The 11,895-nt window shown below is 70.1% G+C and carries 11 protein-coding genes; 8 read left to right on the forward strand and 3 right to left on the reverse strand.

Going from position 1 to position 11,895, the window contains the following annotated elements:
* Window positions 1-99 precede the first annotated feature (99 nt).
* The 3 genes from ACH4XV_RS47770 to ACH4XV_RS47780 all read left to right on the forward strand — a co-directional run bounded on the left by ACH4XV_RS47770 (window position 100) and on the right by ACH4XV_RS47780 (window position 2,945).
* Window positions 100-1,164: a hypothetical protein gene (locus ACH4XV_RS47770; RefSeq protein WP_395800797.1), complete on the forward strand. Its 1,065-nt coding sequence runs from the start codon at window positions 100-102 to the stop codon at window positions 1,162-1,164.
* Window positions 1,165-1,647: 483 nt separating this feature from the next.
* Entirely contained in the window at window positions 1,648-1,779 is a 132-nt protein-coding gene (locus ACH4XV_RS47775; protein WP_395800799.1) for a hypothetical protein, read from the forward strand.
* On the forward strand, window positions 1,776-2,945 hold the full coding sequence (locus ACH4XV_RS47780; RefSeq protein ID WP_395800801.1) for a methyltransferase domain-containing protein: 1,170 nt from the start codon (window positions 1,776-1,778) through the stop codon (window positions 2,943-2,945). The genes ACH4XV_RS47775 and ACH4XV_RS47780 overlap by 4 nt, the downstream gene beginning before the upstream one ends.
* 40 nt (window positions 2,946-2,985) lie before the next feature.
* Here ACH4XV_RS47780 and ACH4XV_RS47785 read toward each other — a convergent pair whose 3' ends face one another.
* A complete protein-coding gene (locus tag ACH4XV_RS47785) occupies window positions 2,986-3,372 on the reverse strand; it encodes a hypothetical protein (RefSeq protein WP_395800803.1) in 387 nt (128 codons plus the stop codon).
* 257 nt (window positions 3,373-3,629) lie between these two features.
* Here ACH4XV_RS47785 and ACH4XV_RS47790 point away from each other — a divergent pair, with 257 nt between their 5' ends.
* Complete coding sequence (locus ACH4XV_RS47790; RefSeq protein WP_395800805.1) at window positions 3,630-4,223, forward strand: transposase; 594 nt, start codon at window positions 3,630-3,632, stop codon at window positions 4,221-4,223.
* Here the strand turns inward: ACH4XV_RS47790 and ACH4XV_RS47795 are convergent.
* Window positions 4,145-4,975, reverse strand: coding sequence for a protein-L-isoaspartate(D-aspartate) O-methyltransferase (locus tag ACH4XV_RS47795; protein ID WP_395800807.1), 831 nt, complete (start codon window positions 4,973-4,975; stop codon window positions 4,145-4,147). The genes ACH4XV_RS47790 and ACH4XV_RS47795 overlap by 79 nt on opposite strands.
* A 1,266-nt stretch (window positions 4,976-6,241) precedes the next feature.
* Between ACH4XV_RS47795 and ACH4XV_RS47800 the strand changes: the two genes are divergently transcribed.
* The 3 genes from ACH4XV_RS47800 (at window position 6,242) to ACH4XV_RS47810 (ending at window position 8,272) form a co-directional block, all read left to right on the forward strand.
* A complete protein-coding gene (locus tag ACH4XV_RS47800; RefSeq protein WP_395800809.1) occupies window positions 6,242-6,661 on the forward strand; it encodes a hypothetical protein in 420 nt (139 codons plus the stop codon).
* Window positions 6,662-7,059: 398 nt separating this feature from the next.
* On the forward strand, window positions 7,060-7,404 hold the full coding sequence (locus ACH4XV_RS47805; protein ID WP_395800819.1) for a transposase family protein: 345 nt from the start codon (window positions 7,060-7,062) through the stop codon (window positions 7,402-7,404).
* A 325-nt stretch (window positions 7,405-7,729) separates the two neighbouring features.
* Window positions 7,730-8,272 (forward strand): pentapeptide repeat-containing protein, encoded by a 543-nt coding sequence (locus tag ACH4XV_RS47810; protein WP_395800811.1) that lies wholly within the window; start codon window positions 7,730-7,732, stop codon window positions 8,270-8,272.
* 548 nt (window positions 8,273-8,820) lie between these two features.
* On the opposite strand, the gene ACH4XV_RS47815 is transcribed toward ACH4XV_RS47810, so the two are convergent.
* Window positions 8,821-10,200 (reverse strand): IS1380 family transposase, encoded by a 1,380-nt coding sequence (locus ACH4XV_RS47815; RefSeq protein ID WP_395800813.1) that lies wholly within the window; start codon window positions 10,198-10,200, stop codon window positions 8,821-8,823.
* A 456-nt stretch (window positions 10,201-10,656) separates the two neighbouring features.
* Here ACH4XV_RS47815 and ACH4XV_RS47820 point away from each other — a divergent pair, with 456 nt between their 5' ends.
* Window positions 10,657-11,724, forward strand: a complete 1,068-nt coding sequence (locus ACH4XV_RS47820) for a hypothetical protein (RefSeq protein ID WP_395800815.1) — start codon at window positions 10,657-10,659, stop codon at window positions 11,722-11,724.
* The last annotated feature ends 171 nt before the right edge of the window (window positions 11,725-11,895 follow it).

Consider the following 11,895-nt stretch of genomic DNA (forward strand, 5'->3'; position numbering starts at 1 on the left):
CGCCGGCGCATGTGGGCGATCGCGACATGGGGACGACGAAATCTCGTTGGCCGGCCCGCCCCGAAGTGCGAATGCGGCCGATTCCCCTACGGAGGGCCTTTGTTCGTTTTCGTCTGCGCGGGATGCGATGCCGAGTTGACCGTTGCGTTGTCCCGAGTATGCCTTCCGGTCCACGCCCGCCAGGTATACGGCAACGGTGTCCAGCTTCCGGTGCTCATGGAACCGGGGACGTTCGCCCTGGACCCCGACCCCTGGGGACGACCACGGCGCACACAGGACGAGCCTCGTGTGCCGGCCGATGCCCTCCCAGGCGCGGAGTGCGGCGACGTCGTCATCGCGCCGGGCGACATCCGTGGAACCCGGCTGATCCCCGACATGCGCGGCGGTGCCTGCTGTGGTGTCGACGGTGCGGACGGCCCCAACCTGGTCTGCACGGCATGTGGCCTTCCCGTGGCCACCAGGATCGACGACTGTTCGCTGTGGCAGGCGGTGTGGCTCGACGCGCATGCCGTGCGCCGTGTCCGCGTCGGGGTCGATCCCGCGCCGTCGTCCTGGGAAGAGTTGACCGAAAAGAGCGAGGGCACGTCCCCGGTCGCGCCGATCGCCACGTGGGGAGGCCGACGGTTCGGCTCGAACCACTACTGGTCGTGGAGTCCGCAGTGGGAGGCGGCGGCCGGCCGGGCCCTCGCCTACCTGTTGGTGGCGTCCGAAGGACGTCCGGTGAGGGTCCCGGACGGTCTGACCGCCGACATGTTCCGACGCGCGCTCGACACCGTGTTGCCCGCGGGCCCGCCGGCGCGGTGCGCGGTCCTGGCCGGACCTGGCCACCCCGCCCCCGACGGGAGCGGGATCGTCCTCGTACCGGTCCATCCGCAGACCGGCCGTGCCTGGACTCCCACCAGGCGGGCCGCGTCCGCGTACCCGGTACCCCTGCCCCTGGGCGTGTGGCAATGGCTGACCTCCCCCCGGCCACACACCCCGATCCCCGCCTCGGGCCGCGTCCCCCGGCACGTCCTCCGGGACGAACAGCCCCCGTTGCTGCCCAACGGCCCCTTCCGAGCCGACCGGGGAACATTCGAACGCACGCTGCTCCGCCTGCCGGCCGTTCACGCCCGCCGGCTGCGCGAAGTCCTCGCGCGCCACGGGTCCGTCGGCATCTTCTAGCGCAGCCGTCCACCCGTTGCGGGAGACGACTCGCTCGACCGGCCCAGGCGGTTTGTGAGCTCGACGGGGTGGGAGTCGACGTGCACCGGGTCCGACCATGTGAGCGGAGCGTCCCGGATGTACGCGCGGGCGGATGCGCCGTCCAACCCGAACCGGGCGTGCTCGGCCGTGCCGATCCGTACCCGGGTGGCCCCGTCGCGCCGTACACGGGGCGGTCGCCGGGTTCGACGTGCACGGCGCGATCTCCCTTGTTGTTCCCGATGGTGCCTCGCCGGCGACCCGGGTCGGTGTCGTCTGGGTTCGTCGAGCATCTTGTGATGACGTTGGGTTCCATAGACCTAGCTGATCGTGATTGACGCCCGCGTGTGTCGCCCGTACGTTGCGAGAGACAAACTCCCACGCACACCAGGCCGCATCCGCAAGGACCCCACGCGACGACACGCTCCGTCCCCGGGCCGGGGCGAACTACCCAGGGAGGACTGCATGGGCGACCACAGCGGCGGCAAGGCGCCGATCAAACCCGCGAATCCGCAGCCCACGCCGAGCGGACCGAACGACCACCCCGACGGCTCCACCCCGGCAGGCCCCGGCACCCATCGCAAGGACGACAAGTGACGACGGGGATCGCCCGCCTCCTCGCGGACGCGGGCGCTCTCCCGCAAGGCTGGGAAAACGCCTTCGCCACGGTCCACCGCGCCGACTTTCTCCCCGCCCGCTTCTGGGCCTGGCACAGCGACAGCGGCTACACCCCGGCCATCGACCGCAACGCCACCGGCGAACACGGACGCCAAGCATGGGACCGGGCCGCCGACGAGGACCTGGCGCTCGTTACCCAGTGGGACGACGGCGACCACAGCGGCGCCGACCCCGGGAACAACCCGACCTCGTCCGCGTCCGCACCCGCCGCGGTCGCCCGCATGCTCGACGCCCTCGACATCCGCGGCGGTGAAAGCGTCCTCGAGGTGGGTACCGGCACCGGATACACCGCCGCCCTCCTGGCCGTGCGCGGCTGCCGCGTCACCACGATCGAGGTCGACCCCGAAGTCGCCGAACAGGCCCGGAAGAACCTCGCCCAGGCCGGCCACGCCGACGTCACCGTCATCACCGGCGACGGCGCCCTCGGCCACCCCGACCGGGGACCGTACGACCGCGTCCACGTCACCGCCGGCGTACGCCACACCCCTCGGGCATGGATCGAACAGACCCGGCCCGGCGGTCTCGTCGTCATGCCCTGGGGCACCTACTACGCCGCCGCCGACTGGACCACCGTGCTCACCGTCCACGACCCCCGGCGCGCGAGCGGCCGTTTCACCGACCCGCTCGCATTCATGAAGCTCCGGGACCAGCGCGCCACATGGCCGCGGACATCCTTCCCCGACCAGTGGATCGACTCGGCGCGCGAGTCCACACCCGACATCGACGTCGCCGACATCACCGGAACCCTCTACGACCCGGTCGAGTTCGTCATCGGGCTCCACGTTCCGGACTGCGTCCCGCGACGCCTCGAAGACGACGAGAGCGTCAACCTGTGGCTGTACGGCAGGGACGTCGGCGCGGGGGACTCTATAGCGGTGGCGGCCTTCGGTGACGGGTACACGCCCCAGGCGCTCCAGGCCGGTCCCCGAGACTTGTGGAGCGAAGTCCAGACCGCCTACCGCCGTTGGAGCGACGCCGGGAAGCCCGACGTGGGCCGGTTCGGGCTGACCGTCACGATCACGGGTGACGACGTGGATCAGATCCCGTGGTTCGAGCGTCCGGAGAACAGGCTCAAGCGGCAGTAGGCGCACACTCCGCCGTTGCCGTTGCCTGCGGTCCGACGGGTCAGGCCCCCGGCCCCCCTGTGGGGAACAGACCTTGGGTCGCGGGGAAGCGCGCCTCCAGGTCGACGCCGTACAGGTCCACCGCCGACACGTCGAGCAGGTCCATGGGATACAGCCGGGCCTGAAGCGCGCTCTCCAAGCGGATGAGCGTCGGCAACGTGATGGCCGTCTCCCCGGCGATGACGCTGCGAACCGCCGGCGCGGAAAGGCCCGCTCGCACCGCCACGCCGTTGGCCGACCAGTCCACGATTTTGAGCGCCGTTGCCAGCCGCCGGGCCAGAACCAGCCCGGCGTACGCGCTCAATGGCGTGTCCGGGCGAAGGACGACGTCCGGCCACTCGCCGGACTCCACGTAGCGGAAGGGAGGATCGTCACCGCCGCTGCGCATTTCGTCCGTCTCCTCTCAGAGTTCCACCGGATGTATCACCGTGTGCTCGTCATCATCTCGCAGCGCGGGGCGACCCGTCGCCAGACCCTGTTGGTAGAAAGTCTATCTTTTATCCGTTCGGTACTCCGATGCCGACCAAAGGGGGCGGAGCCATGCCTGTAGCGATCCCGGGCCACGAGTCCGCGGCTGTGAAAGAGCCCCTCCGCCCCCGACACCCACAACGGCTCCAGGCCCCGGCCGAAAAGGACTTCGCCACCGTGACCAAGAAGGTCGGACCCACGTACTTGGCCGGGATCGACTGGGCTCAGGACACGCACGACATCGCCGTGGTGGACCGGGACGGCATCGTCGTGGCGCACGCCACCGTCGAGAACGGCCCCGCCGGTGTCGCCGAGATCCTGCTGCGGGTCCTGCGGTCGGTCCGTCACCAGCGACGCAGTATCCCCATCGGCATCGAGCGTGCCGACAGGTTGCTCGTCGAAGCCCTCACCCGATCCGGGCAGCCGGTCGTGCCGATCAATCCGGCGATGGCCGCCCGCTACCGCAACTCCCCGTCCAACACCCGCAGGAAGTCCGACAAGGGCGACTCGGCCGATCTCGCGCGGATCATCCAACGCGACGGACACCGCCTACGGCGCGCCCCGGATAACTCCGACCGGGTCAAGGCCATCGCCGTCCTGGCCCGCGCCAACCGCTCCGCGGTCCGGTGTCCACCGCCCGCTGCGCGACGCGGGCCCGGAATCGGTGGCCGTCCGCACCCGAGTGCCGGCGGTTACATCTCCCAGCGCCGTTGGGGCCGTTGCGCCCAGGCCCACTGCCGGTCGGGTTCGACGGTGATGCCGAAGTCGTAGCCGTGGATGCGGTGTTCGTCCTGCCATTGCAGTGCGGTGTCGACCTCGTCCCACAACCGTCCGGGCCCGCCGTGGACGGCCTTGCCGATCTCGGGACGGTCGTCGACCAGCGCCCAGGAACGCTCCCGGTCCCACAGTTGCCACACCGTCCCGCCCCCGAGCGTGCGAAGCCGCACGTCGGGCAGGTGCAGCGCGACGGCATGGGTGAAGTTCCCGTCTCGGTGCAGCGACTCCAACACCCACTCGACCTCCGCCTCGCCCGTGGCCGGCTCGGCCTCGCGCACCGCCTCGAACCCGCCCGCAGCATCGTCGCGTTGGCCGCGCTGCTCCATGAACGCCACGCTGCGCACGAATTTCCCGAACGCCGTGCCGTCGTCGGCGACGACCAGGCGCAGGAGGGCGCCGGCGCCGAAGCCCGGCGACCAGGGCGCGACGATCACCGCGCCTGGGCGGGCCTGTTTGATCCACGCGTAGGGGACCCGATCGGTGAACGCGGCGGTGGCGTGCACCCGGTCGAAGGGCGCGCGGTCGGGGGCGCCGAGCGTGCCGTCGCCGGTGATCACCGTCGGCGCGAGGCCCAGCCGGGCGTGGGCGGCACGGGCTCCGGCCGCGAGCGCGGGGTCGATCTCGACCGAGACGACGTTCTCGTCGCCCAGGCGCCACGCGAGCAGGGCTGCGGTCCAGCCGGGTCCGGTGCGAACTACGTCGGCTTCCGTCAGGAACCGGTCGGTGCCGTGGGCGGATGTCCACACACCCCGGCGACCCCCGCAAGTCGCCCCCGTTCCCATGTCTGCGACCACTCGTAGGACACCCATCGCCAACCCGACAACCAAGACCACGCCCTCCGCCCCGCTGTCCTCCGCCCTCGTGGCCTCGCCACCCGGACGGTGGCGGCGCGGCCACGAGGGATGGCGAGGATCCCGGCCCGTTTCGTTGACGTGCCGACTGCCGCTTCTACGCTCCGATGTGTGGCGTCCCGGTTCACCCGCCACTTCGCTGAAGCCGCTGCGGCGAGCAGCGCACGATCGCCGGTCCGCCAGTCCGGGCTCGGTCCGCCCGCGAGCGTTTCGAATCCGGGAGCGCGTGGACGTGGTGCCGGTGGACGCGCGGGTCGCGCCCCTTCCGTGCGCCCTCGATACGGGCCGATCGGTTGACCCGCGACTCACGCCTTCGGGTGATTCGGCACAGCCGTCCCTCTCGACCTGGACCCCAGTCTGCCGTCCCCGTTCACCGCCACTGGCGTCGCTCCGGCCGGCCGGGCCGGGTCGTCACCCGCACCGTCGCCCACGCGATCGAACTCGGCGCGCGGGTGGACCCGTTCGAGGTGTGGATTCGTTCGGACCACGGCCCCTACCTGGATCCCTGGTGCGCCCGCCTGCACGATGCCTACCTGGCCACGACGGCCGACCTCGGCGTCATCCCTCAACTGGACGACGCCGCGTTCCTGACGGTAATGGAGCACCACAAGCAGGCCGATCCGCCTCGCGCGATCGTGTTGTCCGCGATCAAGACCACCGTCAAGGGCGGCATCGGCAAGCTCCGCGAACGCCCCCAGGGCGCCCCGTTACCGCCCCGGCGACCGGTGGCCCCTCCTGGAGCGCCCCCACGTGGCGCCCGGACATCCGCGCCGCCGTCATCGCCAACGTCCGCGGGGACTGCATGGCGAGATCCACAAACTCGCCACCACCGCCGAGCCGTTCCCATCCGCGGTGCTCTCCGACTGCGTGGTTTACCCCTCCACCGGCCCGTCCCCCTGGCGTGCTCCCGCCCCCGACGCCGATGAGGAGGTCGGACCGGATCGAGCCATCGGGCGTCGATGGTGCGGCCGCTTCCCGCGTCCGAAGCACGGTCGGCGCGACGTTCACGAAAAGGGAAGGACGGGGGAGAGCATGAGTTGATCGGACAACGGGCCGGCGAGTCTGCCGCACGGCGCACCGCAGGGCCCGTCACAGGACCGGCCACACGGACACCAGCCGCCCCGCTGGGCGTGGTGGGTCGTCGGGATCCTCATCCCGGTCGTGGGGATCGTGGTCACGATCCTGGTGAGCGGTTCGGGTTCGTCCGACGACAAGGGCGCGGAGCGGGAGCGGATACCCGCTGCGTCGTCCGGGTCGCCCGGCCGGGAACGGCCCGCCGAGAGCGCGGCGGCGGCCGGGGTCCGCTACGGCCCCGCCGCCTTCGAGGCCGATCTGACGACCGGCGGCACGCGGTACGTCGACCTGGACTCGACCGCACCCGTCGTCATGATCGGCGACGCCAGGAGCAAGGACTTCACGGTCAGCACGACCGGTGCCGCCCCGTCCCTGTACTCCCGGTCCGACACCCTCGCCCAACTGCCCGCGTCCGGCCCCACGCCCACGAAGGCCCAGTGCGCCAAGGCCGTCGCGGACAGCGGCACCCATCAGGTCCAGGCGGCCGGGGCGGCCGTTTCTGCCTGACGACGCCCGAGGGCGGCACGGCCTACCTGAGCGTCGTCTCCGCGCCTCCGGGCCGCGGCGTCGCGAAGCTCACGGCCACCGTCTGGGAGAAGCCTGCCGCGTGATGAGCGGAGTGCCGCGCCATCAACCCGATTGCGAGAATCCGGCCCGAAGTGGGCGCTCCCGGTGGCATGCCGGGCGCGGTCCCGGCGCAGGTTCCCATATTCACCTCGCGGTGGCTCGTGCGGGCTGTGCCCGAACGGGAATCCAGTGTCAACGGCCAGTTCTATCTGGGTCTTTGGCGATTTCCGTGAAGGCGATCATGGTGTGGCAGGGGTTCCTGGGTGCTCGGGGGTGAAGCTGACGAACTGTCGAGAGTCGTGTTCCCGCACCTGTCGGAGGTCGCGGTCGACACGGTCGTGTTCGGGAAGTCCTCACGGATCAGGGCACGTCGCACAGGACCGGGCGCCGCTTGCCCCGCCTGCGGTACGTCGTCCCGGCGGGTCCACAGCCGCTGCGCGAGAACACTCACCGACACCGCGGTCGCCGGACGCGCGGCCGACATCGAGCCGAGTGTCCGCCGCTTCTTCTGCGATGCCGCCGCATGCGGGAAACGCACGTTCGCCAAGCAGGTCGACGGGCTGACAGTCAGGTACGGTCGGCGCACCCCGGCCGCGCAGCGGCTGCGCGAACGAGTCGCGCTCGGCGGCCGGGCCGGCGAACGGATTGACCACCTTCACGGAAATCGCCGAAGACCCAGATAAAACTGGCCGTTGACAAACCGTGATCATTCACAGCCCGGGATCCACCTTCGATCCACGGCCTAGCAGTCGAGAGCCTGCGTCGCCAGTGCCTTTCGATGACGTGTCGTGATACCTACGACTCGCCTGGTGGCATCTTTCGGGGATGTCTTGTGCCGTACCGGCAGGACGACCATGTACTTGCTCCACAACACCACCCCTGACGATCCCTCCATACCGACGTGTCGCCCGGTCGGGCTCGAGGGAGCGCCGAGCATTGTGTCGGGGTGTGGGAATTACCGCTGTCGACGATCACCGATGCGTGATCCCTCGTTCGAAAGGTGTTCTCGTGCGTGCCCTTCGTGTCGAAACCCTGCGCACCGCGGCGATTGCCCTCGCCGCCACCGCCCTGTTGGCAACCCCACTGACCGAGGCGTCCGCCACCCCGACGGCGCCCGCCAGGGCGCAGCAGGCGGTGAAGAAGCCGGATCCGTGGGGGGACACGCTGAAGCAGCTGGGTGTGCAGGGCTGGAACGAGTTCCGTCGAAACAGTCCGAGCACGATCCATCCCACATTCGTCGAAAGCGACCTCTCCGGATTGAACCTCGACGGCGTCAACCTCAACGGGGCGGATCTCTCGAGCGCGAATCTCCGCGACACCAGCCTCGAACGCGCCGATCTCCGTGACTCGGACATGTGGTTCACCAATCTCACCGGCGCCGACCTGCACGGCGCCGATCTCAGCGACTCCAGCATCTTCTACTCCACGTTCGTCAACGCGGATCTGTCCGATTCCACCCTCACCCGTGCCAACTTGACCAACTCGGACTTCACCGGCGCGAACCTCGTCGGAGCCCGGCGCGACTGCAAGTGGAACCCGATCTGTTGGTAGCCCGCGCGGCGCACGGGCGCGCAGGCTGAAACAGAGCCCGCAGTCGACTCACGGCCGCCGCGATCGCAGGTGTCGGCGTCGTGTGAAATCGGGTTCTGGATCACTTTCCGTGCCAGAGCGACAGAGGGTCACCGAACCCGCGATCATGAACGGCCGTGGCTGATTTACTCCTCCAGGACTTGTGGTTCCACCGGGTCGACGATGTCCGGATCGAAAACGTACTGGCTGAGGGTGAGTTGGTCGTCGTGCGAGCGCGTGCGGTAGCGGAGATGGCCACGTGTCCCGGTTGCGGTGTGGCGTCGGCTCGGGTTCACAGCCGATACGTTCGCCGACTCGCGGACAGCGCGGTTGTCCACCGGGGGGTGGTCATCGAGTTAGCCTCGATGTTTCATGACGGGTCGTCAGCTTGCTGACGACCCGTTTCCGCTGTTCGGAAGGCGTCGATTCGGTTTTCGGGATTGGCGATGGCCCGATTGTCGTGTCGGGTGGGCGCCGGGTTCCACGTCTCCGGAGGTGTGTCGCGGTTCGTCGGGACGGAGGGGCCGTCGTCAGGTGGGTGTGGTGAGCCGGCCGAGTCTGTCGATGGCGTCGAGGACGTGCCGGGTCCAGGGCCATCGTTCGGGCAGGCGGACGATGATCCGTCGCCCGGTGCGGACCAGGCGGGCGGCGGTTCCGAAGAGGCGGAAGCGGAGCTTCCTGATCTCCCATCGCCTCGCTTCGCCGGTCAGGGCGAGCATCTGCTTCCATGCGACCAACTCACAGGCGAGAGCGACGAGTTCGCACCAGACCCGGTTCTGTGCGAGGCCGTGCAGGGGCAGGTTCCGCAGGCCGGTCGCGCGGGCCCGGCGGATCCGGTCCTCGGCGCGGGCCCGGCGGCGGTGGCGGGGTTCGAGGTCCGCGAGCTGCCCACCCGCCGTGTTCGTGACGAAACAGACGCGGCGGTTCCCGTCGACGTCGGTGATCCGCAACTGCGCGCCGGGGTGCGGGCGTTCCTTCCGCACGATCACCCGCATGCCCCTCGGCCACGCGGTGAGGTCGAGCATGTCGGTGACCTCCGCGACCCACGCGCCCTCGCGCGGAAGACCGTCTGCGTCGCAGGCGGGCGTCCACGCCGCTTTCGGGGCGCGAAGGATCGCCGCGTGGATCCGGTCGGTGATCGTGAACCCGACCGAGTACGACAACCACCGACCCCGCCGGGAGAGCCACGCGAGGAACTCGTGGGTGCCACCCGCGGAATCCGTCCGTATCAGCGTGTCCCGGCCCCGCCGGTGCCGCTTCGGGACCTGCGCGAGGGCCTGCCGGGTGACCTCGATGTGGTCGCTCGCGGTGTTCGATCCGGCGTTCCCGGGCCGCAGCAGCACGGAGAGGGGCTCGCCGGATCCTTCCGGGCCGTGGTCGGCGAACGCCCACAACGGGGGGAATCCGAACGTCTTCCTCCACGTCGGGCGAGCGCCTTCCTTGTCGGAGTGCGCGGTGACCGGGACGCCGTCCAGGTCGATCGTCAACCGCCCGCCGGCCACCGGCGACGCCGTCCGGGCGAGATTCCAGGCCCGTTCACGCGCCGCGGCGCGGGCCGCCCGGATCGCGTCCACGGCCTTCGGCCCCGCTGCGGCAAGGGCCGTGACCAGGCGCGATACCGTCGGGTCGGACGCCACCGGCCCGAACACGTCGGGCTGTTCCCGCAGGATCGCGACGTCCGCGAGGCAGTCCCCGCCCAGCACGAGCGCCACCGCGAGATCCAGGACCGTCTTCCCCGGATCGTGGACCGCCCGCGTCCTGCCCCACGGCGCGAGCGCACGCGACAACCCGCGATCCAACCCGACCACGCGAGCCGTCTCCGTGAGCAGCACCCCGCCGGCCTGCGAGACGATCCCGGAACCGCCGGACTCGACCCGGACACGCGGATGCGACCCGCTATCCTTCTTCACCTGAGAAGTGCTTCTTTCCATGCAGTCGACAGGACCCTAGAGAAGTCCCATCGTTGCAGGTCAGGAGCACTTTTCGCTTTTCTGACCGCATGTCAGACGCCCCACTCCATGAAAGCGCGAGGCTAGGCACAGCCGCTCCCCGTAACGGCAGGCCGCTCGCACCGGCCATCAGGGACGCTGCCCGTTCGAGAGGCAAGGCGCGGGTTCACCGTTCGCATGGGGAAGAACCGGCGTCCTACTCGACGCTGTTCCTCGCAGAGATGCATGTCGTCGGGCAGGACGTCCGCACTCGTGATCTTCATCCGCGCGAGAATGAGCCCGACACGGACCGGATCCGTGCCGGCCTCACCGCCGTGACCGGCATCGCGGCGCTCACCGACTTTGCCGATACGGTGCCGTATCACCTGCTGTTCACGTTGCCGCCGGGGGACGCAGCGGCGCACGGAGGGGATCGATGTGGCGATGGTTACGGTGGACGTGGCGGTTTCCGACGTGCTCCGGCCGGTCGTGGATGTGGCGGCGTTGCCGGCGGCCCTCGGTGGCGCGGCGTCGGCGTGGCTGGTGCTGTCCGAGGACGGACGGCTGACGCGGTGGGTGCCGACGACCGGCGAGGTACGGGACGTGGCCCGGTATCGGGAGCGGTGGCCGGCGTCCGATTGCGGTGGCGGTGTTCGACTGCGGCTTCATGTGTCTCGATGTGGCCGTTGGGCGGCGGTGGTTCAGGACCGCGGTCGGTACGGCGCCGTCGTCGATCTCACCACCGGTTCGCCGGCGTTGAGGTTGGACGGCGGGGATTACTGCTGTGAGACCGTCGCGTTCGCGTTGGCGTTCGCCGAACACGAGGGCCGGCCGGTTGTCGTGCATCGCACCGACTGGAACCGGTTGGATGTCACCGATCCCGCGTGCGGCGAGGTGCTTACGGCGCGGGACGGCCGGGTTGCGGACGAGGATGACGCGGAGTACGACTTCGACTACTTCCACGGCGCGTTGTCGCCGAGTCCCGACGGGACGCGTGTCCTGGACGGCGGTTGGGTGTGGCAGCCGTGGGGGATGCCGGCGGTGTGGAGCCTGACCGCCTGGCTGCACGAGAACCCGTACGAGTGCGAGGACGGGCCCAGCCGTGCGGTGTATCCCGAGGTCTCGGGATGGAACCGGCCGGTGGTGTGGATCGACGACGGGCGGATCGCGGTGTACGACCACCAGGACGAAGCGGGCAGCGGTACCGTCCACATCCTCGACCCCACCTCGATCGAACCGCGCTCGCCGGGCGTGCGATGGATCAGGGCGGCCGCGACGTTCCCCTGGCCGGTCGGCGATCTCGGCTTGTTCACCGACGGAGAGCATCTGCTGATCGCCGACGAGGCCGGTCTGCGGGGCGTCGACACCACCAGCGGACGGCAGGTGTTCGCGATCGACGGGTTCCGCCCGACGCGTCAGGATCGACACACCGGAACGCTGATCCAGGTCGGCAGCAACCATGCCCGGTTGTGGACGCCGCCGAAGTGGACCGCGCGCGCCGGTTGACCCGCCATTTCGATGCCGATGCCGCCGGTGACCGTGACGCCTCCACGCGATAGGCGTTCCCGAGGCGGTTCAGGGGTCAGGCGGCACATTCAGTCGGAGAGGAACCCGGCCTCCAGCAACCGGTGGGCCAGTGCGCTGCTGCGTGCCGCGACGAACGAGAGAGGCTTGTTG

Source organism: Embleya sp. NPDC020630, from assembly GCF_044334985.1.
In the GTDB taxonomy this organism is placed as follows: Bacteria; Actinomycetota; Actinomycetes; order Streptomycetales; family Streptomycetaceae; genus Embleya.

Bases quoted from the DNA above. Each gene is read 5' to 3' on its own strand.
- ACH4XV_RS47775 (WP_395800799.1), top strand. From the start codon at position 1,648: ATGGGCGACCACAGCGGCGGCAAGGCGCCGATCAAACCCGCGAATCCG.
- ACH4XV_RS47785 (WP_395800803.1), bottom strand. From the start codon at position 3,372: ATGCGCAGCGGCGGTGACGATCCTCCCTTCCGCTACGTGGAGTCCGGC.